Source organism: Streptosporangium sandarakinum (assembly GCF_050942225.1).
Taxonomy (GTDB): Bacteria; Actinomycetota; Actinomycetes; order Streptosporangiales; family Streptosporangiaceae; genus Streptosporangium; species Streptosporangium nondiastaticum.
This window is the reverse complement of the sequence record NZ_CP192034.1, coordinates 4,906,029-4,930,980: the sequence shown is the minus strand read 5'-3', so window position 1 is coordinate 4,930,980 and position 24,952 is coordinate 4,906,029. Positions and strand designations below refer to the sequence as shown.

Annotated in this window: 15 protein-coding genes and 1 pseudogene; 4 read left to right on the top strand and 12 right to left on the bottom strand. The window is 75.4% G+C overall.

Annotated features, from left to right (window positions below; genetic code table 11):
* Positions 1 to 9 precede the first annotated feature (9 nt).
* Positions 10 to 2,583, bottom strand: a complete 2,574-nt coding sequence (locus tag ACQP10_RS23165; protein WP_433539703.1) for a M4 family metallopeptidase — start codon at positions 2,581 to 2,583, stop codon at positions 10 to 12.
* A 466-nt stretch (positions 2,584 to 3,049) separates the two neighbouring features.
* On the opposite strand from ACQP10_RS23165, the gene ACQP10_RS23160 reads away from it, so the two are divergent.
* Positions 3,050 to 6,496: a phosphodiester glycosidase family protein gene (locus ACQP10_RS23160; RefSeq protein WP_433539702.1), complete on the top strand. Its 3,447-nt coding sequence runs from the start codon at positions 3,050 to 3,052 to the stop codon at positions 6,494 to 6,496.
* Positions 6,497 to 6,590: 94 nt separating this feature from the next.
* Here the strand turns inward: ACQP10_RS23160 and ACQP10_RS23155 are convergent, their stop codons facing one another.
* The 4 genes from ACQP10_RS23155 to ACQP10_RS23140 are packed head-to-tail and all read right to left on the bottom strand — an operon-like array spanning position 6,591 to position 14,266.
* Positions 6,591 to 7,328: an ABC transporter ATP-binding protein gene (locus ACQP10_RS23155; protein ID WP_246424769.1), complete on the bottom strand. Its 738-nt coding sequence runs from the start codon at positions 7,326 to 7,328 to the stop codon at positions 6,591 to 6,593.
* Positions 7,321 to 8,340: an ABC transporter ATP-binding protein gene (locus tag ACQP10_RS23150; RefSeq protein WP_433539701.1), complete on the bottom strand. Its 1,020-nt coding sequence runs from the start codon at positions 8,338 to 8,340 to the stop codon at positions 7,321 to 7,323. The genes ACQP10_RS23155 and ACQP10_RS23150 overlap by 8 nt, the downstream gene beginning before the upstream one ends.
* Positions 8,337 to 10,967 (bottom strand): FtsX-like permease family protein, encoded by a 2,631-nt coding sequence (locus ACQP10_RS23145; RefSeq protein ID WP_433539700.1) that lies wholly within the window; start codon positions 10,965 to 10,967, stop codon positions 8,337 to 8,339. Before ACQP10_RS23145 ends, ACQP10_RS23150 begins: the two co-directional genes overlap by 4 nt.
* Complete coding sequence (locus ACQP10_RS23140; RefSeq protein WP_433539699.1) at positions 10,964 to 14,266, bottom strand: FtsX-like permease family protein; 3,303 nt, start codon at positions 14,264 to 14,266, stop codon at positions 10,964 to 10,966. Before ACQP10_RS23140 ends, ACQP10_RS23145 begins: the two co-directional genes overlap by 4 nt.
* Positions 14,267 to 14,438: 172 nt before the next feature.
* On the opposite strand from ACQP10_RS23140, the gene ACQP10_RS23135 reads away from it, so the two are divergent.
* Entirely contained in the window at positions 14,439 to 15,362 is a 924-nt protein-coding gene (locus tag ACQP10_RS23135; protein WP_346022432.1) for an SDR family oxidoreductase, read from the top strand.
* Between the two features lie 493 nt (positions 15,363 to 15,855).
* On the opposite strand, the gene ACQP10_RS23130 is transcribed toward ACQP10_RS23135, so the two are convergent.
* Positions 15,856 to 16,863, bottom strand: coding sequence for a M23 family metallopeptidase (locus ACQP10_RS23130; protein WP_346022431.1), 1,008 nt, complete (start codon positions 16,861 to 16,863; stop codon positions 15,856 to 15,858).
* Positions 16,864 to 17,072: 209 nt separating this feature from the next.
* Between ACQP10_RS23130 and ACQP10_RS23125 the strand changes: the two are divergent.
* Positions 17,073 to 17,816, top strand: a pseudogene (locus ACQP10_RS23125) (AfsR/SARP family transcriptional regulator); the annotation flags it as partial.
* On the top strand, positions 17,732 to 20,059 hold the full coding sequence (locus tag ACQP10_RS23120; RefSeq protein ID WP_433541936.1) for an ATP-binding protein: 2,328 nt from the start codon (positions 17,732 to 17,734) through the stop codon (positions 20,057 to 20,059). The pseudogene ACQP10_RS23125 and the gene ACQP10_RS23120, both read left to right, overlap by 85 nt.
* A 178-nt stretch (positions 20,060 to 20,237) precedes the next feature.
* Here the strand turns inward: ACQP10_RS23120 and ACQP10_RS23115 are convergent, their stop codons facing one another.
* The 6 genes from ACQP10_RS23115 to ACQP10_RS23090 are packed head-to-tail and all read right to left on the bottom strand — an operon-like array spanning position 20,238 to position 24,948.
* Positions 20,238 to 21,221 (bottom strand): M24 family metallopeptidase, encoded by a 984-nt coding sequence (locus tag ACQP10_RS23115; RefSeq protein ID WP_346022429.1) that lies wholly within the window; start codon positions 21,219 to 21,221, stop codon positions 20,238 to 20,240.
* Positions 21,218 to 22,132: an ABC transporter ATP-binding protein gene (locus ACQP10_RS23110; protein WP_179828261.1), complete on the bottom strand. Its 915-nt coding sequence runs from the start codon at positions 22,130 to 22,132 to the stop codon at positions 21,218 to 21,220. The genes ACQP10_RS23115 and ACQP10_RS23110 overlap by 4 nt, the downstream gene beginning before the upstream one ends.
* Positions 22,129 to 22,899 carry an ABC transporter ATP-binding protein gene (locus ACQP10_RS23105; protein WP_346022428.1) on the bottom strand — a complete coding sequence of 257 codons (771 nt, stop codon included), beginning with the start codon at positions 22,897 to 22,899 and terminating at the stop codon, positions 22,129 to 22,131. The genes ACQP10_RS23110 and ACQP10_RS23105 overlap by 4 nt, the downstream gene beginning before the upstream one ends.
* On the bottom strand, positions 22,896 to 23,735 hold the full coding sequence (locus ACQP10_RS23100) for an ABC transporter permease (protein ID WP_179828265.1): 840 nt from the start codon (positions 23,733 to 23,735) through the stop codon (positions 22,896 to 22,898). The genes ACQP10_RS23105 and ACQP10_RS23100 overlap by 4 nt, the downstream gene beginning before the upstream one ends.
* Positions 23,732 to 23,854: a hypothetical protein gene (locus ACQP10_RS23095; protein WP_433539698.1), complete on the bottom strand. Its 123-nt coding sequence runs from the start codon at positions 23,852 to 23,854 to the stop codon at positions 23,732 to 23,734. The genes ACQP10_RS23100 and ACQP10_RS23095 overlap by 4 nt, the downstream gene beginning before the upstream one ends.
* Positions 23,851 to 24,948, bottom strand: coding sequence for an ABC transporter permease (locus ACQP10_RS23090; RefSeq protein WP_346022427.1), 1,098 nt, complete (start codon positions 24,946 to 24,948; stop codon positions 23,851 to 23,853). The genes ACQP10_RS23095 and ACQP10_RS23090 overlap by 4 nt, the downstream gene beginning before the upstream one ends.
* Between the last annotated feature and the right edge of the window lie 4 nt (positions 24,949 to 24,952).

Sequence of the window (24,952 nt, the reverse complement as noted above, 5' to 3'; positions counted from 1 at the left end):
GGAGCCGGTTCAGGATCTGGTGATCCGCACGTTGTCGACGGCGGCTTCGATGAGGCTCGGCGTCGCGTTGTCGGCGGCCTCGAACAGCAGCCGGACGGGCTTGCCGGCGTAGCCGGACAGGTCGATCGTCGCGGCCTGCCAGGCGCCGGGGCGGCCGACCGGTGAGCCGAGCCGCCGGAACACCAGGGTGCTGGACGTCCCGGACAGGACCCTGAGCTGGAAGAAGTCGTCGCCGGTGGCGTTGTCCAGGTGGGCGAGATACCAGGAGAACGTCAGCGTCAGCTTCCCGGGCGGCAGCGTGATCTCCGGCGAGCGGACGGTGGTCGTCCCGCCGTCGATGTCGTAGTCGCCCGCCGAGGCGCCCGCCAGGCGGCCGGTGACCAGGTCGTTCCGGCCCGCGAAGGCGGTGAGCTGCAGCGGGGTCTGACCGGAGGAGGTGGGCTGCGGGACGCCGCGTTCCCACCGGCCGGCGGTGGCGGTGTCGGTGCCGCTCGGGTTCGCCGTCCAGTTCAGGCTGGTCTCGAAGGTGTCGTCGAAGACGATGCCGCCCGCCGCGCCGACCGTCAGGACGAGTGCGGCCGTACGGTCCAGCCCCGAGCCGTCACCGGTGACGATCACCTTGTGGCTGCCGGAGGAGACGCCCGCGGGGACCGTGATCGTCATGGTGGACGAGCCGCCGGAGGTCACCGACGCCGGGTCGAAGGAGGCGGTCGCGCCCGACGGCAGGCCGGAGGCCGAGAACGTCACGCGCTGCGCGCTCCCCGAGGTCGTCTGCGTGGTCACCGCGACCGTCGACCGCTGCCCGGGCTGCGCGCTCACCGTCTGCGGGTTGAGCGTCAGCGAGAAGTCGCTGACGCCGCCCCCGCCCCCGCTGCTCCCGCCGCCCGTGCAGGTGGTGGGCTCGCCGGAGGCGGCCGGGACGCTGACGGCGTCCCAGGCGCCCTTGACCGCGTTGAACTCGGCGCAGGAGCCGGAGAACAGTTCCAGCGCGGCCTGCAGGGTCGCCTTGCGGACGAGCTGGTGGGTCCAGGTGTCGGTCTTGCGGTTCAGCGCGCTCATGAAGATCTGGCCGGCCTTCTGGATGCCGATGCCGGTCAGCGTGGTGTTGTTGCAGGTCGGGCTGGCCGGCTGGCCGTCGGTCGGGTTGGTGCCCTCGGCGAGGAGGTAGAACCAGTGGTTCTGCACCCCGGCCCCGGCGTGCACCTCCAGGCCGGGGACCGAGGAGGAGTAGCAGTCGGGGTTGCCGGAGATCAGCGACGGCTTGTACATGTAGCGGATCGGGCCGCCCCCGACGAGGTCGGCCTTCTCGCCGACGCTGAAGTCGGGTGTGTCATAGGGCGCCTTCCCGTTGGCGTAGAACTCCGTCAGCGCGCCGTAGATGTCGCCGGTGGACTCGTTGAGCCCGCCCTTCTCGTTGTCGCCGATCGCGCCGCCGGGCGTGTTCTGGAAGATCGCGTGCCCGAACTCGTGGGCGACCACGTCGATCGGCGTCACCTGGCGCCGGCCGTCCTGCGTGTGGCCGAAGTTGGCGTACTCGCCGGTCCAGTAGGCGTTGACGTCGTCCAGGCCGACCTGGACCGGGTAGCCGCCGCCGGTGCCGTTGATGCCGTTGCGGCCGAGCCAGGACCTGAGCATGTCCCATTCGGCGTTCACCGCGTACAGGCCGTCCACGCAGGCGGTCTCCAGGCTGGTGCCCGAGCCGTTGCCCCAGGTGTCGGTGGACTTGGTGTAGGCGGAGCCGTTCTGACCGCCGCACTGGACGCCCGAGCGGGTGGAGTCGGTCATCGAGTACGTCGTGCCGGACTTGGAGGTGCCGATGGCGACCGGGCCGTTGTAGTAGCCCGTCCCGTCGCCGGGTGTGGCCCGGCGCGGTTCCCGGGTGGTCCCGGGGGTCCGGGTGGTCCCGGAGGTGCCGGCTGTCCCGGGGGTCCCGGGGGCTTCGGAGGAGGGCCGCACGATGTCCTCGGTCTTGACCTCGTCGTCCTTGAAGATGACCTCGCCGGTCTTGGCGTCGACGAAGACGTGCATCTTGCTCGGGATCCTGCTGCTCCGGGTGGAGACGAAGCCCTGGGTGCGGTCCCGGCCGGTCACGACGGTCTCGTAGGCCAGCCGTCCGGAGCCCCGGGCGAGCACCAGCAGTCGCGGGGCGGAGACCCGGTGGGGATCGGTGATCTGCCTCCGGGAGATCGCCGCGGCCCGGGCCGGGGTGATCTCCGGGGTGGTGTCCAGGGTGAGCGGCTGACGCTGGGCGATGAAGGTGCTCAGCAGGCCGCCGTTGTTGTTGCTGACGACGACGAAGTCGCCGCCGAAGACCGGCAGGCCGTCATGGGTGCGGGTGTAGGGGATGTAGTGGAGGCCCCCCGCGCCCACGAAGTCCTCCTGCCGGTGGAACTCGTCGGTGGGGGCCGTGAACAGGGGGGGCGGCTGCGACTGGATGAAGCGGTCCGCCGACGTGCGCGGGTCCTCGGGGGAGGGGGCGGGCGGCTGGGCGGGAACGGCGCGGCCCACCGCCGGCGTGACGGGGGATATCAGCGAAATACCGGTTATCGCGGTCAATAGCGTGAACTTGATGGAGCGTTTCACGCGCTGCTCCTTTTCCTGGACGTTACTGCGATGATCACCTCCCGGTCCTCCTGGATGATGATCACGGGCTCTTCCGGAGGATATCCGCGTCCAGCCGGATTTCCGGGACATGAGGCGGCTTTGGCGCGTTCGTCAACGCCTTCGGGGCATTTTAGGGAGGATGGGAAAATTGGCACCATAAAGGATTTGAGAAACGGAAGAATTTCGTGGAGATAAGGGCGTGAAGCCGGTTCCGGCATGACAAATGCGGTTATCTTCGGGTGCTGGGTGCTGGGTGCTGGGTGCTGGGTGCTGGGTGCTGGATGCCGGGGGCGCTGGGGGTGCGGGGCCGGGAGGTCGCGGGAGCCGGAGCGGCGGGAAGGAGGGCGGGAAGGGCGAGCGGCGTGGGCGGGCCGGGACGATCGCGCCGCCGCGGAGATCGTGAAATTTTCTTTTATGACACTTTGTAGACTTGAAACTTGTAACCATGACGCGGTTGAGTTCGATCGTGCGTTCACGTCACCACCCCCGCCTCACGGCCGTGGCCCTCATCGCCCCCCTGCTGGCGCTCGGCGCCGCCGGACCCGCCCAGGCCGACCCCCGGCCACCGCAGCCCGCCCTCGTCGAGGACGCGGCCCCCGCCTCCTCCGCCCGGGAGACCTCCACCCTGCTCGTCGCCCCCGGCGCGCAGCGGCTGGAGACCGACAGGAAGACCAGGCCCGTCGCGCCGGGCGTCACACTGACCTCCTTCGACACCTACGACGCCGCCGGCTGGCTGCGCGCCGACGCGATCACCGCCGACCTCACCGGCGGCGCGCGCGTCGGCTACGTCTCCTCCGGGGAGGTCTCGAAGACCGAGCCGCTGTCCGGCCCGGTACGGCGCACCCGCGCCGTCGCCGCCGTCAACGGCGACTTCTTCGACATCAACAACTCCGGCGCGGCCCAGGGCGCCGGAGTCCGCGACGGTGAGCTGGTCCAGTCGCCGGTCGCCGGCCACTCCAACGCCGTCGCCGTCACCCCCGACGGCATCGGCCGCGTGCTGCAGATGAACTTCGACGGCACCGCGACCCCGGACGGCGGCGCCCCGATCACCCTGACCCAGTTCAACCAGCTCATCCAGGCCGGCGGCGTCGGCCTGTTCACCCCGCTGTGGGGCTCCTACGACCGCGGCCGCGCGGTCGCGGGTGCCGCCTCGGTCACCGAGGTCGTGCTGCGCGACGGCGCCGTCGCCGAGGTCCGCTCCGCCGCCGGGAGCGGCCCGATCCCGGCCGGCACCTCGATCCTGCTCGGCCGCGACGCCGGGGCGGCGGCGCTGGCCGCGCTGAAGCCCGGCGACCGCGTCGACGTCAGGTACCAGCCCAAGGCCTCCGACGGCCGGGCCGTGCGGACCGCCGTCGGCGGCAGCACGATCCTCGTCAAGGACGGCGTCGTCCAGCACTCCTCCGACAACGCCGCCCACCCCCGCACCGCCGTCGGGTTCTCCGCCGACGGCCGGAAGATGTACCTGCTCACCGTGGACGGCCGTCAGGCCGACAGCCGCGGCGTCACCCTCGACGAGCTCGCCGGGATGATGACCGAGCTCGGCGCGCACGACGCGATCAACTTCGACGGCGGCGGCTCCTCCACGATGCTCGCCCGCGAGCCCGGCTCCGCCGACGCCCAGGTGGAGAACAGCCCCTCCGACGGCGAGGAGCGCCACGTCCCCAACGGCCTGGCCATCTACGCCCCCGAGGGCAGCGGGAAGCTCAAGGGCTTCTGGGTGGAGACCGCCGCCGACCCGGCCAGGGCCCCCGGCACCGGCCCGGTCGCGGGCGGCCGCACCGAGCGCGTCTTCCCCGGCCTCACCCGCAGGCTCACCGCCGCCGGTTACGACGAGACGTACGGCCCGGCCAAGGGCGACGCGGCCTGGCGGGTCACACCGGCCGTGCACGGGCTCGTCGGCCGCGACGGCGTCTTCCACGCCCTGGTGCCCGGACAGACGACCGTCACCGCCTCGCGCGGCGGCGCCACCGGGAAGATCGAGCTCACCGTCCTGCAGCCCCTGGAACGGCTCGGCGCCACCGCCGACCGGGTCGGCCTCGCCGGCGAGGGCGCCACGGGCTCCTTCGGCGTGGTCGGCTACGACCGCAACGGCAACTCCGCGCCCGTCGAGCCCGCCGACGTGCGCCTCGACTACGACGCCGCCCTGTTCGACGTCACCCCCGCCGAGCACGGCCTGTTCACCGTGAAGGCCAGGAAGGGGACCGGCTCCGGCCTGGTCACCGTACGCGTCGGCAAGATCAGCGCGGCGGTGCCGGTGACCGTCGGCTACCAGGACGTCCCGGTCGCCGCCTTCGACGACGCCGCCTCCTGGACGTTCGCCGCCGCCCGGGCCACCGGGTCGCTGTCGGCGGCCCCCGGCCACGACGGCGGCGGGCTGAAGCTCAGCTACGACTTCACGCAGTCCACCGCGACGCGCGCCGCCTACGCCAGCCCTCCGGCGCAGATCACCGTGCCGGGCCAGCCGCAGGCGTTCGGCATGTGGATCAACTCGGCCGGGCACGGGGAGTGGCCGAGCCTGGAGTTCTACGACGCCCAGGGCCAGTCGCAGATCCTGCGCGGGCCGTACCTCACCTGGACCGGCTGGAAGTACGTCGAGTTCACCGTCCCGCCGGGTGTGAACCACCCGCTGAAGCTCCGCCGCTTCTACGTCGCCGAGACCGCGGCCGACCACAGCTACAAGGGCGAGATCACCGTCGACGGGCTCGTCGCCAAGGTGACGCCGGAGGTGACGGCCCCGGCGGCCCCCAAGGTCGCCGACCCGGTCGTCCGCAGCGGCGCCGCGGTGGCCGCCATGCCGTGGCGGTTCGCCGTCATGTCCGACGGGCAGTTCGTGGGACGGTCCCCCGACAGCGACATCGTGGCGAACGTCCGCCGCACCCTGCGCGAGGTCAGGGCGGCGAAGCCCGACTTCCTCGTCATCGACGGCGACCTCGTGGACGAGGCGTCCCCGGAGGACTTCGCGCTGGCCAAGCGGATCCTGGACGAGGAGCTCGGCGGTGAGCTGCCGTACCGCTACGTGCCCGGCAACCACGAGGTGATGGGCGGGAAGATCGACAACTTCGAAGCCGTCTTCGGCGACACCCACGCCTCCTTCGACCACAAGGGGACCCGGTTCATCACCCTCGACACCTCGCGCCTGAACCTGCGCGGCGGCGGGTTCGACCAGATGGCGATGTTCCGCGAGCGGCTCGACGCGGCCGCGAAGGACCCCTCGATCGGCTCGGTGACCGTGCTGTTCCACGTGCCGCCGCGCGACCCGACGCCCGGCAAGGGCAGCCAGCTCGGCGACCGCAAGGAGGCCGCGCTGGTGGAGGGCTGGCTGGCCGACTTCCAGCACGTCACCGGCAAGGGCGCCGCGTTCATCGGCGGCCACGTCGGCACCTTCCACGCCTCGCGGGTCGACGCCGTGCCGTACTTCATCAACGGCAACTCCGGCAAGAACCCGGCCACCGCCGCCGATGACGGCGGCTTCACCGGCTGGTCGCTGTGGGGCGTCGACCCGGTGACGGAGAAGGAGGCCGAGCACGTGCGGCGCAACTGGTTCACCGACGCGCCGCAGTGGATCGGCGCGCAGGTCCGCCCGCACGTCGACGAGCTGACCCTCACCGCACCCGCCTCGGTGGAGATCGGCCGGCCCGCCGAGGTGTCGGCGGCCGTGACGCAGGACGGACGCCGGGTGCCCGTCGCCCACCCCGTCTCGGCCGACTGGTCCGGCTCGCCGAACCTGCACGTCGGCTCCCGCGCCGGCGCCAAGCCCTGGCACGTCGCGGTGCTCGACCCGGAGACCGGCACGCTCACCGCGCTGCGCTCCGGGCAGGTCGTCGTCGCGGTCACCGTCAACGGCGTCACCCGCCGGGCGACGGTCGAGCTGGCCGCCCGCTCGGCCGCCTGACCCGCGGGACCGGTCCGGCCCCGTCGCGTACGGGACCGGTCCGGCCCCGTCGCGTACGGGACCGGACCGGCCCCGTCGCGTACGGGGCCGCCGGTCAGGGCGCGGCGGCGGAGGCTCCGGCCTCGCCGCCGCGCGGGCCGTCACCGCGGGAGTCGTCACCGTGCAGGACGCCGTCACGCAGCTCCAGCACCCGGTCGGCCAGCGAGATCAGGCCGGGGTCGTGCGTGGCGACCAGCGCGGTGACGCCCTCGCTGCCCACCAGCGCGCGGATCAGCCGCATGACCTGACGCCCGGTCTGCGAGTCGAGCTGGCCGGTCGGCTCGTCGGCGATCAGCAGACGGGGCCGGTTGGCCAGCGCGCGGGCCACGGCCACCCGCTGCCGCTGGCCGCCGGACAGCTCGTGGGGCCGCTGGTTCGCGTGGCCGTCCAGCCCGACCAGGGACAGCAGTACCCGGACGCGCTCCTCGCGCTCGGCCGCCGGGACCCGGGCCAGCCGCATCGGCACCCCCACGTTCTCGGCCGCCGACAGGATCGGGATCAGCCCGAACGACTGGAAGACGTGCCCGATCACGTCCCGGCGCAGCACCCGCAGGCCGTCCTCCGGCAGGGCGGTGACCTCGTGCCCGGCGACCGTCACCCGCCCCGCGTCCGGCCGATCCAGCCCGCCGACGAGGTTCAGCAGGGTGGTCTTGCCCGACCCGGACCGGCCGCGGATCGCGACCAGCTCGCCCGGCACGGCGTGGAAGGACACCCCGTCCAGCGCCACGACCTCCTTCGGGCCGCTCCGGTAGACCTTGCGCAGGCCCTCCGCGACGACCAGCGGCTCACCCATCCCCGGTCCTCCCCGGCCCGCTCACGGCGCCCCCTCGCTCTTCTCCACCCGGCTCCGGCCCGTCCGCGGCCCCTCCCGGCTCCCTTTCGGCGTCCTGCGGCCAGACCCCGATGTGGTCGCGCTCCAGCGCCAGGCGGACCCGGCGCTCCATGCGCAGCGCGGCCGTGAAGTCCCGGGGCAGCTGCAGGCGGCCGGCCCGGTCGAGCACCGCGTACTCCTCGGCGACGATCCGCCCGTCGGAGGACGCCCGCCGGAGCGTCTCGCTGCTGGTCCGCCCGTCCCTGATGCCGACCGTACGGTCCACCCGCCCGGCGACCGCCGGGTCGTGGGTGACGATCACCGCGGTGACGCCCAGCTCGCGGTTGACCCGGCGCAGCGCGGCGAACACCTCCTCGGACGTCTCGCCGTCCAGCTCGCCGGTCGGCTCGTCGGCCAGGATCACCTTCGGCGCGTTGGCCAGGGCGACGGCGATGGCCGTCCGCTGCTGCTCGCCGCCGGACATCTCCCCGGGCCGCAGCCGCGCGCGGTCCGCGACGCCCAGCAGCTCCAGCAGCTCGCCGGCGCGCGCCGCCCGGTCGCGGCGGCGCCCGCCCGCCAGCCGCATCGGCAGCTCGACGTTCTCCGCGGCGGTCAGGTACGGCAGCAGGTTGCGGGTGGTCTGCTGCCAGACGAAGCCGACCACCTCGCGCCGGTACCGCAGCCGGTCGCGCGCCGTCATCGACAGCAGGTCCACCCCCGCCACCCGGGCGACCCCGGCGGTCGGCACGTCCAGCCCGGACAGCACGTTCAGCAGGGTCGACTTGCCCGAGCCGGAGGCCCCGACGATCGCGACCAGCTCCCCGGCGTCGATCACCAGGTCGAGCCCCTGAAGGGCGACCACCTCGACGCCCTCGGTCTTGTAGATTCGGACCAGGTTGTCGCACAGCACGTGCGCGTCCCGGCCGAAGGCGGGCCGGTGCCGGGCGGCCTCCGCCTCCAGGTCGGCCAGCGCGGGCTCCCGCGGCGGGCTCACCCGAGGTCACCCGCCCGCAGCGCCGTGCCCAGGGAGCCCCGGCGGCCGGGGACCGGGTGCAGGAAGGCCCCCAGCACGGTCGCCGCGGCCACCCCGCAGGCCAGCAGGACCGGCACGGCCGGGCCGGGCGGCCGGCCGGCCGCGGCGAGGTCGCCGGTGAAGACGCGCAGGTCGAGACCCGGCCCGAGCACGGCGGGCAGGGCCAGGCCGAGCAGCAGCCCGGCCGCGGTGGACAGCAGGATCATCGGGGAGACCTCCAGCACGGTCAGGCGGCGGGCCTGGGACTCGGGCAGGCCCAGGGCGCACAGGTGGGACAGCGCCCCGGCCCGGTCGGCCGCGCCGGCCACCAGGGCGACGGCCACGGCGGCCAGCGCGTAGCAAGCCAGCGCGGCCGTGACGACCGCCAGGGCGCGGCGGAACGTCGTGGTCAGCGGGGTCCGGGTGATCTCGGTGAGCGCGCCCTCGAAGGTCCGCGCCAGGGCCCCGGGCTGGGCCGCCGCCGCCAGCAGCCGCCCGCCGTCCAGCCCGTCGCCCTCGACGAGCAGCGTGTTGGGCAGGGCGCCGCCCGGCGGGACCACGATCAGCGGGCCGCTGCCGTACGCCGCCGCCAGGCCGGTGACGACCCCGCCGGGGGACAGGCGCGGCGGGACGCCGGGCGCCTCGATCGCGCCGCGGCCCGCCAGCTCCGGCGAGACCAGCACCGGCGCGTCCGGCAGGACGACCGGCGCGTCGCGCAGCACGGCCCGGTAGGCGCGGACGTCCACCGCCAGCACCGTGGCCGTCGGGAACTCCTCGTCCAGGCGTACGGAGGTCCGCGTCGCGGGCAGGACCCGCCGCACCCCCGGCACGCGCCGGACCCGCTCGATCGCCTCCGGGGAGAAGGGCAGGTCGGCGTCCAGCCGGGCGGGCGCCCCGGTCCGCTGCCAGGCGGCGGCCTCCTGGGTGGCGGTCAGCTCGCCGGAGACCGTCGCGCCGAACACCGACACCGCGAGCGCGGGCAGCAGGACCAGCACCGGCAGCGCCGAGACGGGCCTGGACCGGGCCGCCAGGGCTAGGCCGAGGAAGGGGACGGCCGACCGCGTCCGGGCCGCCAGACGCACGGCCAGGCGGAGCGGCAGCGAATGGCAGCGCAGCACGACCAGCGCCGCGGCCACGGCCAGCCCGGCCGGCGCCAGCAGCGGGAACGGATCGGTCCCTTCACCCGTCCCCGGAGCGGAACCGCCGCCCGGCCCGGAAGCGCCGCCCGTCCCCGTGCCGAGCCCGCGCGAGCGCAGCAGGTAGGCGCCGATGAGGGCGACCACGACGACCGCCGCCTCCGCCGCGATCCGCCGGGGCGAGGGCCGCACGGCCGCGACGTCGGCGCGCCGCTCGCCGAGCGGCAGCCGGTGGGCGGCGACCGCCTGCCCGGCGGCGAACAGGGCCGCGGCCGCCGCCACGGACAGCGGTCCGAGATGCGTGACCGCGGTGACCTCGCCCGGCACCGCGTAGGACAGCGCGTATCCCGCCGCGGCGCCCGGCACGGCGGCCGCCGAGGTCACCGCCGTCGCCGTCGCCGCGACCCGGGCCAGGGAGGCGCCCCGGGCGCGGGCCAGCGCCAGGCTCAGCCGCATCCGGTCGCCCAGCAGCCGTACGGCGAGCGCGATCACCCCCAGCGCCACGGCCATCAGCCCGCCGAGGACGAGGAGCAGCAGGGCGTCGGCGGCGCGGACCCTGCCGAGGTAGCCGGTCAGCAGCTCGTCGAAGGAGGTCTCCAGCGCGCCCGGCGAGGACCCGCGGATCGCGACCGGCACGGCGCCGCGGAACGCCCGCACCGCCTCGGCCAGCTTCGGGATCCGCGCGGCGCGCAACGCGGGCCGATCGATGTCGAACACCCACCGGTAGGTCGTGTTCGCGTACAGCCGGCCCAGCACCGGCAGGCTCGCGTCGGACACCAGCCCGGTGACGTACCGGTCGTCGATCTCCGACCTCGGCGGGCGGATCTTCACCACCCGCCGCACGGAGGTGTTGTGCTCCCAGTACCGGTCGCCCGGCCGCACCGGCTCGAACAGGCCGCTGACCCGGGCCGCCAGCGGCTGCGGCCCGCCGAGCAGCACGGTCGCGCCGACGCCCAGCCGCATCTCCGCGGCGGGCTCGCGGGCCAGCGCCACCTCCAGCAGCGGCCCGTCGCCGAGCCGCGCGGGCGGGCCCGGCGGCCGGCCGGCAACGTAGCGGACCCGCGCCGCGGCGTCCGACAGCCAGCCCAGGTCGAGGTACTGGTAGTTGCGGGGCTCCCCGTCCACCGACGCGATCGGCTCGCGGGTCTTGCGCAGGGAATGGTGGCCGGAGCCGGAACCGGGCGGGGCCGTCACGGCGGACAGCTCGGCGGGCAGGGCGGCCCGCAGGCTCCGCTCCATCGCCAGCAGGGATCCGCGGGTGACCGGCGCGTCCGGGCCGGCCCGGCGGGGGCTGACCACCACCAGGTCGCCGACCCCGGCCGCCGCGGTGGCGGTGACGTCGTGCAGCGCCCCGTCGTAGGCGGACCGGGTGGCCTTCGGGACGGCGGCGAGCAGCAGGCAGGCGCTGAGCGTCAGCAGCAGCAGTACGGCGGCGACGCCCCGATGGGCCCGCACCAGTGGCCAGGGGTTCACCGGTCCTCCCCGATCAGCGGGGCGCGGCCCGTCCCGCGGCGCAGCGCGCCGGCCAGCCCGGCGACGATCACCAGCAGCAGCGCGGCCACCCCGGCGAGGAGGGCCAGCGCCGGCAGCGGCGGGATCTCCAGCGTCACCTCCGGGGTGACGGCCGTCGCCTGGCCGGTCAGCACCAGGTGCGGCACCACCAGGGCGGCGACCGCCAACGCCACCGCCGTCCCGGCGGCCAGGGACAGGCCGATCAGGAACGCCTGCTCCACCAGCAGCAGCCCGAGCACCTGGCGGAAGCCCATGCCGAGCGCGCGCAGCACGGCGAACTCGGCGGCCCGCTCCCTGAGCGTCACCGCGGCGTCGACCGCGAACCCGAGCGCGGCGAAGACCAGCGCCGCGAGGAAGCCCAGGACCAGCGCCCCCTGCAGCCCGGCGGCCAGCGGGTCGTCCCGGAGGCCGCGGGCCAGCGACGACAGGTCCACCACGGTCACGTCCCACTCCCGGTGGCGGCCCAGCTCGGCCGCGGCGGCCGAGGTGTCCGCCCCGCCCGTGCCCAGCCACCACTCGGCGGGCGGGCGCGGGGCCCGGTGCGCCAGCAGGTCCCAGGACTGCATCGTCCGCCAGTCGACCAGCACGGCGGGCCGGTCCGGCGGCGTGCCGGGCACCTTCGCCACGATCCCGGCGACCGTGATCAGAGTGGGCCTCCGGTCGAGGGTCACCGTGGCCCGCGACCCGGTGGTGAGGTTCCGCCCGGCGGCCAGGTCGGCGGTGACCACCACCGGCAGCGGGCCGAGGAACGGGCCCTGCGGCGAGCCCTCGGCGGTGAACAGCCCGGCGTCCGGGACGGCCGCGCGGACCGGGACGAACGTGACCCGCTGCGGCGCGAGCGCGTCGTACGGGTCCCGGGGCGCGGGGGCGTCGAACCCGATCGCGAACAGTCCCCGGCCGGTGTCGTAGCGCCGCTCGGCGGCGTACCCGGTCGCGGCGCCGTGGGCCAGCCGGGTCCCCGGCGGCGGGGTCACCGCCGTGCCCGCGTCCGTCTCGATCCGCTCCACGGCCAGCTCCAGGCCGCTGCCCGTCGCCGGCAGCGGCACGTCCAGGACGATCGCGGCGACGGTCAGCGGATAGGCCAGCCGGCCGGCGCGGCCGCGAAGGGCCGACAGGTCCGCCGTCGGCCGGCTCTCACCCGGTCCGAGGACGACCCGCACCGGGTGCCGGACCCCCTCGGCGTCGGCGATCACCAGCGTCAGCGGGACGGCCCCGTACTCGTCGGCCAGGGCCGGGTCGTCCACGGTCAGCCGGGTCCGCAGGGTCAGCCGCTCCGGCCGGCCCGGGATCGGCAGCCCCGGCAGGTCGGGCCGCGCGGCGGCCAGCCGGGTGGCGAGCGCCGCCACCGGGTCGGCCGACAGGTCGGGGCGCAGCCTGAGCATGCCGGGCAGGTCGGCGGCGTCCACCGCCAGCAGCGTGACCTCCTCGCCCGCCAGGTCGCTCCCGGCGCGGTAGGCCGGGCTGAGCGACACCACGCCGGGCAGCGCCCGGTAGGCCGCCGCCCGGCCGAGCGGCCCGAGCGCCACGCCGTTCGGCGGCGACGCCACCCGCAGGTCGGCGCCGGCCAGGTGCCCGGCCTGGTCCCGCTGGGAGGCCCGCCAGGTGGCGACGGTCGCGACGCTGACCACGCCGACGGCGACCGCCATGGTCAGCAGCAGCGCGGGCCCCGAGCGGCGGGCCGGCCGGCGGCTCACCTGCCAGGTGCCCAGCGCGGGCGCCAGCCCGGTGCGGCGCGCCGTGATCCGCTCGGCGACCCGGGAGACCGGCGGGATCACCCGCAGCGCCAGCAGCCCGCCGCACAGCAGGGCCGCCGCGGGACCGGCCACGATCAGCGGGTCGATGCCGAGGCCGCCCCCGGCGGTGGCGGTGACCGTCGAGCCGTAGCGGCGGAGCTGCCAGACCGCGAGCGCGGCCACGCCGAGCAGCGCCAGGTCGGCGCCGGCCCGCTGCGCCGCGCCGTACCGCTCGCCGCGCCCGCGCGCCGCCTGGTCGGCCACGTAGGTCCGGCGGGCGCCGCGCAGCGCCGGCAGCGTGAGCAGGACGGCGCAGCCCAGCGCGACCGCCGCGGACACGGTGTGGAGCACCGGCCCGGCCTCCGGGCCGGGCCGTACATCGGCGCCGGTGAGCGCCCCGGCCGCGCGGAGCAGCCAGGGGGCCAGCAGCGGCGCGACGACCGCGCAGGGCAGCGTCACCAGCAGGGCCTCGCCCGCGGCCGCCAGCGCCAGCCACCGGGTACCCGCGCCGCGGGAGCGCAGCAGCGCCGTCTCCATCCGCCGGTGGTCGGCCAGCAGCCGGGCGGTCAGCACCAGCGCGTAGGCGGCGAGCAGCAGCAGCTCCAGCACCGGAACCAGCATCGTGGACCGGGCCACCAGGGTGGCGGTGGCCAGCCGGGTCAGCCGGTCCGGCAGGTGGGTGGCCGTCGAGCAGTCCTCGCAGCCGGGCCGCGCCCGCAGCGCCTCCTGGAAGCGGCCGGCCCCGGCGGCCAGCGGCAGCAGCCGCTCGCGCGGCACCGGCCGCAGGTCCGGCACGACGAGCCAGCGCGCGGTGACACCCGGCGCGAACCGGGCGACGAACGTCTCCTCGGGCACCATCAGCGGCCCGTGGGTGACGTAGTCGCCGACCTCGGAACCCCGGGTGAGCAGCGGCTCGCCGTCCCAGCGGTCGGAGTACGGGTCGTCCAGCTCGAACACGCCGGTGATCCGGACCCGTACCCTCCGGTGGTCCAGCCGCCCCTCCACCGTGATCACGTCCCCGGCGGAGAAGCCGGTGGCGCTCGCCACCGCCCCGGTCACCGCGGCCTCCACCGTCCCGCCGCGTCCCGCGGCCGTCCCGTCGCGTCCCGCGGCCGGCCAGGAGCCCCGCACCAGGCGGGCGTGCTCCCGCAGTCCCCGGTGGACACCGAAGCGCAACAGCTCCGGCCGCTTCCTGCGCTCCTGGCCCGGCATCGCGTACGAGTCGGACTGCGCGCTCAGCGTCACCTCGACCGGCAGGCCGGTGTAGGTCGCCGCGGCCTGGGCGCGCACCGCCCGGTCGGTGGCGGGGAAGGAACCGCCGCGAACCGGGGCGGTCACCACGGTCGCGGCGGTCCCCGCAGGCACGGTCCCCAGCGTCCGGCGCACGCCGGCGTCCGTCGCCGAGACGGCGTACCCGGCCAGCCCGGCGAGAGCCGTGGTGGCGAGCAGGACCGCACCCAGGGCGGCGAGCAGCAGGAGCGGCTCGCCGAGGGCGCGTCTGAGCGGTAACGGCGTCAGCCCCCGCATGCAACCGCCTCCCGTGTGCGCGCCACACCCCGATGTACGCACGCTCCCGTCGGGAAGGCGGATGATCAATATGAGGGCGGATACGGTGATCGACCCGATACTGCCGGGCAACCCCGATGTGATATCGAAATCGTGACATTCGGTTGGGGCGTGTCCCCGCGAAGGAGGACGGATGAGCGGCATCGTCGAGGGACTGGTGGTCGTCGTCACGGGGGCGGCCCGGGGCATCGGGCGCGGCCACGCGCTGGAGTTCGCCCGCCAGGGCGCCAGGGTGGTCGTCAACGACCTCGGCGCCGGGGTGGACGGCGCCGGCGCGTCTGCCGGACCGGCCCACGAGGTCGCCGAGGAGATCCGCGCCCTGGGCGGCGAGGCGATCGTCAACGGCGAGGACGTCTCCGACTTCGACGGCGCGGGCAGGCTCGTCCGGGCCGCCGTCGAGCACTTCGGCGACCTGAACGTCCTGGTCAACAACGCGGGCATCCTGCGCGACCGGATGCTGGTCAACATGACCGCCGACGAGTGGGACGCGGTGGTCCGGGTCCACCTGCGCGGCACGTTCGCCCCGCTGCGGCACGCCGCCGCCCACTGGCGCGAGCGTTCCAAGGCGGGCGCGCCCGTGCACGGCCGCGTCATCAACACCACGTCCTCGTCGGGCATCTACGGCAACCCCGGGCAGGCCAACTACGGCGCCGCCAAGGCGGGCATCGCGGCGCTGACCGTCATCGCCGCCCAGGAACTGGGCCGGTACGGCGTGACCGTCAACGCCCTCGCCCCCACCGCGCTGACCCGGATGACCGAGAACCTCGCGCCCGGCAGGGGCGGCGGCGCCACCCAGAGCTTCGGCGACCTGCACCCGGAGGACATCGCCCCGCTGGCCGTGTGGCTGGCCAGCGCGGAGGCCGCGGGCGTCACCGGCCGCGTCTTCAACGTGCGCGGCGGTTCGATCAGCGTGGCGGAGGGCTGGCACGCCGGGCCGGGCGTGGACAAGGGATCGCGCTGGGAGCCGGCCGAGCTGGGCGCGGTGATCCCGGACCTGGTGGCCAGGGCGGCGCCCAACGCCCTGCAGAACGGCCGCGTCCCCGGCCGCGACGCCTGACAACCCGGAATATCCATATATCCGGAAATATCTGAAATGCCGTCTGACAATCGCGCGCAGAACCCAGGGATATTCCGGATATCGGCTCCGATCCCGGCGTATCCCTGGGCGGACGGGGTTCCACGGCGTATCACCGGGACGCCTCGGGGGACGATTCCGGGTTGAGCCGCGTCCCCCGGCCGGTCGTGGCGCCGGGCCCGGGACGTGTCCCCGGTCCGGGGAACATGAAAGGACCGCCTCCGGCCACGGGTGGCGGAGGCGGTTCGTCCGGCGGGCCCCCCGCGGCGTCCCGGTGGCGTTCCGGGCGGGGGTCCGCCGGGGCTCAGAAGGCGCCGGTTCCCGGCGAGGCCCGGGTTTCCCGGCTCGGGCCTGCTCCCGGCTCGGGCCGGCCCTCAAGGGCGAGCCGTCCCTCGGGGGAGCCGGCTCTCAGCGGCGGGCCGTCCCTCGGGGAGAGCCGGTCCTCAGGGGAGGGCAGGCCCTCGGGACCGGTTCGTCAGCCGCAGTGTTCGAAGGGGCTGTCGTAGGTGGAGGAGCCCGCCTTGCCTCCCCATTTGACGCACTTGTCGGCGGCGGCGGCCCGTACCGGTCCGGCGTAGTAGCCGTAGCTGCCGGAGTCGGTGACGCGGGTCTTGCCCTGGACCTCCAGGTAGGCGGTGGTGGCGGTGTCCGTGCCCAGTGAGGTCTTCTTGAGGGTGACCACGCAGTTGTAGCCGTTGGAGGCGTTGTAGAGCAGGTAGACCGTGCCGGCGGTGCCGAGGGCGGCGCTGTCGATCACGCTGTAGCCGCTGCCGCAGACCTCCTGCGCGGTGTACGGGTTGGTGCCGCCGGAGCCGCAGCCGTTCTTGGACGTCAGCGTCTGGGCCGGGTAACCGAACGTGGTGCCGTTGAAGACGGCCTTCTGGATGTTGGACGGGTAGCTGGTGCCGAGGCGCACCTCGTAGTGCAGGTGGGGCGAGATGTTGTTGCCCGGCTTGCTGGTGTTGCCGACCGTGCCGATCTTCTGGCCCTGGCTGACGGTGGCGCCCGCGCTGACCGACCGGGTGTCCAGGTGCGCGTAGTAGCTGGTCCAGCCGCCGCCGTGGTCGATCTTGACCAGGTTGCCGTAGCCGTTGGTCGAGCCCTGGTGGGCGGAGATCACCACGGTGCCCGCCGCGGCGGCGACGACGGTGTCGCCCTTGTCCGCGTCGGCGGTGCCGCCCCGGTTGAAGTCGATCTCCCACGACTGGTGGGCGCTGCTCGCGCTGGAGTTGCCGGTCCAGGACTGCCCGCAGGGGAAGGGCATCTGGAAGCCGGGCGTCGCCAGCGTCGTCGGCGGCAGCTCGACGGACGGGTCGTTCGGCGGGTCGGCTCCCTCGAGCTCCGGGTCGTAGTCCGTGACGGCCGCGGTGGCCGTGACGGCCGTGAGTCCCGTCGCGGCGACGGCGCCCGGCGCGGCCGCGGTCGCGCCCGCGAGCCCGACCAGCAGGGCGAATCCCGTGGTGAGCACTCCTGTGAGTCTCATATCGATCCTTTCCGCGAGATGCGGGGGGTGAAGAGCCTTGACCGGCGCCATGCACTGTCTGTTGGATCTTCCGGAAGGCTCCCGCTGCGGACCAGCGTCGGCCTGCGGCGCATATGAAACATCCAGAATCCCTATAAAGCCCTGTCAGCCCCGGGTGATACGGCCCGGTGAAATGGTTGCGACGCCTCCCGTGAGAGGTAGGTGCGGTCATGGCGGTTGATCGGCCCGCGTTCAGGGTGCTCGGCCCGCTGGAGGTCGGCCCCCCGGGGCGGCCCCTGCGCATCGCGGGCACGAAGTCCCGGATCCTGCTGGCCTCGCTGCTGCTCGACGCCAACCGGGCGGTCGCCGCGGACCACCTGGCCGAGATCCTGTGGCCGCTGAGCCGGCCGAGGTCGGCCCTGGCCAACCTCCGCACCTACGTCAGCTCCCTGCGCGCGGTCCTCGGCGCGACGGGCGGCGCCCGCATCCTGGCCCGGCCGTCCGGTTACCTGTTCGAGGTGCCCGCCGGGCAGCTCGACGTCCTCCTCTTCGAGGACCTCGTGGCCGGGGCGCGGGCGGCGGCGCGGGCCGGGGGAGACGCGGAGATCCGCGGGGACGCAGCATCGGGGACGGAGGGCGGGCCGGAGGCGGCGGGCCGGGCGGAGGACCCGGCCGGGCTGCTGGACCGGGCGCTCGCGCTGTGGCGCGGCGCCCCGCTGGCCGACCTGCCCGGCAGCCCCCTGTGGGACGCCCGGCTGGAGTCGCTGGCCGGGCTGCGGCTCTCCGCCTCCGAGGAGCTGACCGTCCTGCGGATGGAGCGCGGGCGGCACGCCGAGGCGGTCGCCGGGCTGCGCGGGCTGCTGAGGGAGCACCCCTTCCGGGAGGACCTCTGGGGGCGGCTGATGCTCGCCCTGGACGCCGCCGGGCGGCAGGCCGAGGCCCTGGACGCCTACGCCGCGGCCCGCCGGCAGCTCGTCACCGAGCTGGGCGTCGAGCCGGGCGCCGGACTGCGGCGGGTGCACGCGGACATCCTGGCCGGACGGCCCGCGGCGGAGGCCGCGCCGCCCCCGCCGGTCACCGTCCCGCGCCAGCTCCCCCGGACATCCCGGACTTCACCGGCCGGACCGGGACCGTCTCGGCCCTCACCCGGGCGCTGTCCCGCGAGAGGAGGCCGCCGGACGGGCCGCCGGCCGTCGCGGTGGTGGCCGGTCCGCCGGGAGCCGGCAAGACGGCGCTGGCCGTCCACTGCGCGCACGCCGTACGCCGCGCCTATCCCGGAGGGCAGCTCTACCTCGATCTCGGCGGCACCGCGCCCACCCCCGCCGACCCCGGTGAACTGCTGGCCGAGGCGCTGCGCGCGCTGGGGACCGGCGGAGCCGGCCTGCCGCCCACCACCCGCGAGCGCTCCGCGCTGTACCGGTCGCTGCTGGCCGGGCGGCCGGCGCTCGTGGTGCTCGACGACGCCGCCGACGCCGCGCAGGTACGGCCCCTGCTGCCGGGCAGCGGCTGCGCGGTCGTCGTGACGAGCCGCCGGCGCATCACCGAGCTGCCCGGGGCGCTGCAGATCGACCTCGACGCCCTCACCCCCGCGGAGGCCGAGGAACTGCTGGGCAGGATCGCGGGCGCCGACCGGGTGCGCCGGGAGCGGGAGGCCGCCGCGGAGATCCTGCGGGCCTGCGACCACCTGCCGCTCGCCGTCAGGATCGCCGGGGCCCGGCTGGCCGCCCGGCCCGGCTGGCCGCTGGCCGTGCTGCGGCGGCGGCTCGCGGACGAGGCGAACCGCCTGGGCGAGCTGCGGGCCGGAGACCTGGAGGTGCGCGGCAGTTTCGACCGCAGCTACCGGACGCTGCCCGGCGACGCCGCCCGGGCCTTCGGGGCGCTCGGCCTCCTCGGGACGAGGCCGCTGCCCGGCTGGGTGGTCGGGGCCGTGCTCGGCCGGGACCGGGCCGACGACGTCACCGACGCCCTCGTCGACGCCAACCTGCTGCGGCTCGCGGGGACCGACGCGCTCGGCCGGCCCCGCTACCTGCTGCCCGGCCTCGCCCGGTGCAGCGCCCGGGAGCTGGCCGGCGGCCCCGGTGGCCCCGGCGGCGCCGGTGGTACGGACGCCCTCGCCCGGGTGCTCGACGGGTGGACCGTCCTCGCCGGGAGCGCCATGGCGCGGCTGCCGACCACCCTGTTCAGCCTGGCCCCGGCGGGCGAACCCCGCTGGCGGCCGGACGGCGAGACCGCCGCGAGCCTGCCGGCCGACCCGCTGCCGTGGTTCGACGCCGAGCGGGAGACCCTGGCGGAGGCCGTACGGCTGGCCGCCGACGCCGGGCTCGCCGGGGCCGCCTGGGGACTCGCCGCCGCCCTGGTGCCCTACTTCGACCTGCGGTGCCACTTCGACGAGTGGCGGAGCACGCACCGGGCCGCGCTGGAGGCGGCCCGCCGGTCCGGTGACCGCGGCGGGGAGGCCGCCATGCTCCGCGGCCTGGCCCAGGTCGGCCTCTACCAGGACCGCTACGCCGAGGCGGGGGAGATGTTCGCGCGGTCCCGGGTGATCTTCCGCGAGCTGGGCGACGCGCGAGGGGAGGCGGTCTCGATCTGCGGGCTGGGGGCGGTGGACCACTTCCGCGGCCGCCACGTCGAGGCGCTCGGCCACTTCCGGATGGCTCTCGCGATCTTCGCCGCCCTGGAGGACCGCGGCGGCGAGGCCTACGTCCGGCAGGCCGTCGGCCGGGTCTGCCTGGTCCTGCGCGACCTGGGCCGGGCCTCGGCCTGGCTGGGCGGGGCGCTGCGGCTGGCCAGGGAGATCGGCGACCCGCACCGGGAGGCGTGCGTGTCGATGCAGCTCGGGCGGCTGCACGACCTGGCGGCCGACGCCGAGGAGGCGATGCGCTTCCAGGGGTACGCCCTGGACATCTTCGAGGAGCTCGGCGACCGGCACTGCGGCGCCTACGCCCTGCAGAACCTGGGCGGCCTGCAGGTGACCCGCGGCGACCGGTCGCACGCCTCGGCGCAGCTCCAGCGGTCCCTGGAGATCTTCCAGCAGCTCGGCGACCGCAGCGGGGAGGCCGCCGCGGTCCAGCGGCTCGGGGAGCTGCACCGGTCGGCCGGCCGTACCGGGCTGGCCCGCGACTACCTGCACCACGCCCGCGCGCTCCGGCAGGAGCTGCGGGGCGGGGCGGGCGGCGGGATCCGGTCCGCGGCCTGCGCGCCACCCCCGGTCCGGTGACCGGCCGCCGGGGCGTCCTTTCCGGGCCGGTCCCCGGCGGTCCCGTCAGAGGCGGACGGGGGAGTGCGAGGAAGTACGGCGGGTGCGCGCGGGCGGCGCGGGCATGCTCAGCGGTGCGCCGGGGCCGGGATCGGTACCGGGAGCGAGCCGAGTCGCCGGCCGTCGGGTCCGGCGTCCCTCAGTGGTCGACGACGCACAGTTCCCAGGGGAGCGAGCTGAGCCGCCGGCCGCCCTCCGGAGCGCAGACGACGACGTCGGCCACCCGCGCGCCGAACAGCTCCGGCAGGTAGATCGCCGGTTCCAGGCAGATCGTCGTACCGGGTTCGAGCACCGTCCCGTCGCCGGGGACCAGCCACGGGCTCTCCTCGTGGCTGCGGCCCACACCGCGCCCCGGCCGCCGGCCGGCGTACTCGCCGTAGCCGCTGCCGTCGATCACCTCCCGGACGGCCCGGCCGACCTCCGCGGCCGTCACGCCGGGCCGTACCGCGTCCAGGGCGGCCCGCTGCGCGGCCAGGACGACCGAGTACATCGCCTCGAAGTCCTCCGGCGGCTCGGCCACCGCGAACACGCGGGCCACCTCCGCGCAGTGGCCGTCCCATCTGCCGCACACCGACACCAGCAGCGCGTCACCAGGATTGATCACGCGGTCGCACGCCGCGTGCCGGGGCAGCGCGGTGTGCTCGCCCGCGGCGACGAGCACCGACAGCGTCTCCTCGCACCCGGCCTCGGCCAGCGCGGCCCGCAGCCGCCGCGCCATCGCGCGTTCGGTGGCGCCGAACCATGCCAGCCCGCGGGCCGCGGACAGCACCGCGTCCGCCGCCGCGGCGGCCCGCCCGGTCGCCGCGATCTCCGCCGGTCCCCGGCGGAGCCGCAGCGGGGCGAGCACGGACGACGCCAGCACCAGTTCGGCGTCCACCGGCAACGAGAACAGCTCCCGGGCCCGCATCTCGGGGTCCACCCCGACGCGGCGGACGGCGGCCGGGAGGAGCGCCGCCGCCTCCCGCGGACCGGCCGCGGCGACGGGCGGCCCCTCGCCGGTCAGGACGAGATACCCGTCGTACCCGTCGTCCAGGCCGCCCAGGTAGCGGAAGTCGGGGGAGGGGCGCAGCACCAGGGCGTCGACCCCCTCCTCGGCCATCCTGCGGCGCACCTCATCGATCATCGGGGTTCGTGCAGCCAGCAGGCGACCGGGCCGAACGCCGGCTCGCGTTCCCGGCAGACGTCCATCGCCACCGGGCAGCGCGGGTGGAACCGGCAGCCGGACGGCGGGTCGGCCGGGTCCGGCACGTCCCCGGCCAGCTCCGCCGGCAGCACCCCCGCGCCGTCGGGCGCCGGGATCGCACCCAGCAGCGCCCGGGTGTAGGGGTGGCGGGGGTCGCGCCAGACCTCAGCGGTACGGCCCACCTCCACGATCTTCCCGAGATACATCACCGCGATCCGGTCGGCGATCAGCCGCACCACCGACAGGTCGTGGCTGATGAACAGCAGTCCCGCGCCCGCGGAGACCGCGAGGTCCCGCATGAGCGTGGCCACCTGTGCCTGGGCGGAGGCGTCGAGCGCCGAGATGGGTTCGTCGCCGATCAGCAGCGACGGCCGGGCGGCGAGCGCCCGGGCGATCGCGATCCGCTGCCGCTGCCCGCCGGAGAACTCGTGCGGGTGACGGCCGGCGAAGTCGCCGGGCAGCCCCACCCGCTCCAGCATGTCGGTGGGCGTGGTCGTGGTGTCGCCCGCCGCGCGCAGTCCGTCGGCGATCTGCGCGCCCACCCGCCGCCGCGGGTTCAGCGAGGAGTAGGGGTCCTGGAAGACCATCTGGATCCCGGTCAGCGACCGGTCCCTGCGGCGCAGGCCCAGCGGGGTCACCGTACGGCCGTCGAAGGAGATCGTCCCCTCGGTCACCGGGGCCAGCCCGCACACCGCGCGGGCCAGCGTCGACTTGCCGCACCCCGACTCCCCGACGAGGCCGACGACCTCGCCCGCCTCGACGGTCAGGCCGGCTCCGGCCACGGCGCGCACCACGGGGCGGCCGGGGGTGCGGTGCTCGACGACGAGGTCGTTCACGCTCAGCAGCGTCATGAGGTCTCCCCGGGTAGCGAGTCCAGCAGGGCGCGGGTGTAGGGGTGGGCCGGGTCGCGCAGCACCTGTGCGCGCGGGCCGGTCTCCACGACCACGCCGTCCCGCATCACGCTCACCTCGTCGGCGACCGCGGACATCACGCCGAGGTCGTGGGTGACGAGCAGCACGGCCAGGTCCAGGTCGTCGCACAGGCCGCGCAGCAGCCGCAGGATCCCGGCCTGGACGGTCACGTCGAGCGCGGTCGTCGGCTCGTCGGCGATGAGCACCTTCGGCGAGCAGGCCAGCGCCACCGCGATCGCGATGCGCTGGCGCATGCCCCCGGAGAACTGGTGCGGGTAGCGGCCGAGGGCCTCCTCCGCGCCCGGGATGCGCACCTGGCGCAGCAGGTCGGCGGCCCTGGCCTGTGCCTGCCGCCGGTCCAGGCGCAGGTGGTGGCGCATGTGCTCGGTGAGCTGGCGGCCGATCGTGAGCATCGGGTGCAGGCTGGTCGCCGGGTCCTGGAAGACCATGGCGACCTCGCCGCCGCGTACCGCGTTGAGCTGCCGGGGGGTCATGGCGAGCAGGTCGCGCTCGCCCAGGGTGATCCGGCCGCTCACCCGCGCCCCGTGCGGGAGCAGGCCGAGGACGGCCAGTCCCGTCATCGTCTTGCCCGAGCCGCTCTCGCCGGCCAGCCCGTGCACCCGGCCGGCGCGCAGTTCGAGGTCGACGCCGCGCAGGACCTCCCTGCCGCCGAGGGAGACCTTCAGATCGGAGATCGCGAGAGTCACAGCGCACGCTCCTTGATGGCCCGGGCGGTCCGCGGATCGAGGGCGTCACGCAGCGTGTCACCCAGGAAGTTGAAGGCGAGCACCACGGTCAGGATGGCGAGGCCGGGGAAGGCCGCCACCCACCAGCTGTCGAAGACCTCCACGCCGGAGGCGACCATGGCGCCCCACTCGGGGGACGGCGGCTTGGCGCCGAGCCCGAGGAAGGACAGGCCGGACAGCAGAAGCAGCGCGGTGCCGATGTCCAGGGTCGCCAGCACCAGGATCGGCCCGGTGACGTTCGGCAGCACGTCCACGCGCAGGGATCGCCAGGCGGAGAACCCCAGCAGCCGCCCGCTCAGCACGAACTCGCGTTGCCGTACGCCCAGCACCAGGCCGCGGGTGACGCGGGCGTAGGCGGGCCAGGCGACGACGAGGACGGCCAGCACGGCGTTGGCGAGGCTCGCGCCGAGCGCGGCGGCGACGACCATGGCCAGGATGACGGTGGGGAAGGCGAAGACGAGGTCGGCGAACCGCATGATCGTCTCATCCACCCATTTACCGAAATATCCGGAAATGGCGCCTAGGAGGCCGCCCACCAGCACCGACATCGCGACCAGCAGCAGCGTCAGGGGGATCGACAGACGCGCGCCGTACATGACCCTGCTGAGGATGTCGCGGCCGAGCTGGTCGGTGCCGAACCAGTGGCCGGGGCCCGGCGGCGCCAGCCGCGGCAGCTCCTGGGCGAGCGGGTCGTGCGGGGCCAGCAGCGGGGCGCACAGCGCGATCACGAACCAGGCGAGCGCGATGACCCCACCGGTGATCGCCAGCGGCTGCCGCCACGCGCGGGGGAGCTTCACCGCGGCCTCCGCGGGGCGTCCCGGCCGTCGAGGACGCCGTCGAGGACGCCGTCGGGGGCACTGTCGGGGACGGCGCCGGGGAGGGCATCGGGGAGGGCATCGGGGAGGGAAGGGGTCACGACAGTCTCACTCGGGGGTCGATGACGCCGTACAGGACGTCGACGATCAGGTTGATGACGAGGTAGACCCCGCCCACGACCAGGCCGACGCCCATGACGGCGGGCAGGTCCAGGGTGGTCGCGCTCTTGTAGGCGTACTGCCCCACACCCGGCCAGGCGAAGATCGCCTCGACCAGGACGGTGCCGGACAGCAGACTGCCGAAGGCCAGGCCCGCGACCGTGATGACCGGCACCAGCGCCGGGCGCAGCACGTAGCGGAACAGGATCACCCGCGGCGGCAGTCCCTTGGCCCGCCCGGCGCGCACGTGGTCCTGGCCCAGCACCTCCAGCACCGCCGACCGGGTGAACCGGGTCAGCAGGCCGATCGTGTACAGGGCGAGCACCAGCGCCGGGGTGACCAGGTGACCCACGGCCGAGGAGAACACGTCCCACTGGCCCGCGAGGGCGGCGTCGAGGGTGTAAAGGCCGGTGACGTGCGGCGGCGGGGTCAGGCCCGGGTCGATGCGACCGCTGCCCGGAGCGATCTGCAGCCGGTAGAAGAGGACGTAGAACGCCGTCAGTGCCAGCCAGAACGTGGGCACGGAGATGCCGAACAGGCTGAGGACGCGCAGCACGTGGTCGGAGAGCCGGTCGCGGCGCAGCGCCGCGACGACGCCGAACGCCACGCCCACGACGATGGAGATCAGAATCGCGGCGCCGGCCAGTTCCAGGGTGGCCGGCACCGAATCGGCCAGGTCGTCCATGACCGGGCGGTGGCTCTGCTGACTCGTCCCGAGGTCGCCCTGGACGACTCCCCGCAGGTGCAGCAGGTACTGCTCGGGGAGAGGCTTGTCCAGCCCGTGCTCGGTCCGCCACTGGGCGACGATCGCCGGGTCGCCCAGGGCGCGCTGGCCGAGGTTGGCCGCGACGGGGTCGCCGGGGACCAGGTTGGTCAGCACGAAGGTGACCAGCGTGATGCCCACCGCCAGCAGCAGCGCGGTGAGCACCCTGCGGACCAGGAAGCGGGCCAGCGGGCTCCGGGCGCCGCGGCGGCCCGGCTCCCGCCGGGCCGCCTTCGGATCGTCACCCGTCGCCGGTGGACGCTTGATCGACACTGAC

Bases quoted from the DNA above. Each gene is read 5' to 3' on its own strand.
- ACQP10_RS23155 (WP_246424769.1), bottom strand. From the start codon at position 7,328: ATGGGTGAGCCGCTGGTCGTCGCGGAGGGCCTGCGCAAGGTCTACCGG.
- ACQP10_RS23160 (WP_433539702.1), top strand. From the start codon at position 3,050: ATGACGCGGTTGAGTTCGATCGTGCGTTCACGTCACCACCCCCGCCTC.
- ACQP10_RS23130 (WP_346022431.1), bottom strand. From the start codon at position 16,863: ATGAGACTCACAGGAGTGCTCACCACGGGATTCGCCCTGCTGGTCGGG.
- ACQP10_RS23110 (WP_179828261.1), bottom strand. From the start codon at position 22,132: ATGACGCTGCTGAGCGTGAACGACCTCGTCGTCGAGCACCGCACCCCC.
- ACQP10_RS23135 (WP_346022432.1), top strand. From the start codon at position 14,439: ATGAGCGGCATCGTCGAGGGACTGGTGGTCGTCGTCACGGGGGCGGCC.
- ACQP10_RS23140 (WP_433539699.1), bottom strand. From the start codon at position 14,266: ATGCGGGGGCTGACGCCGTTACCGCTCAGACGCGCCCTCGGCGAGCCG.
- ACQP10_RS23115 (WP_346022429.1), bottom strand. From the start codon at position 21,221: ATGATCGATGAGGTGCGCCGCAGGATGGCCGAGGAGGGGGTCGACGCC.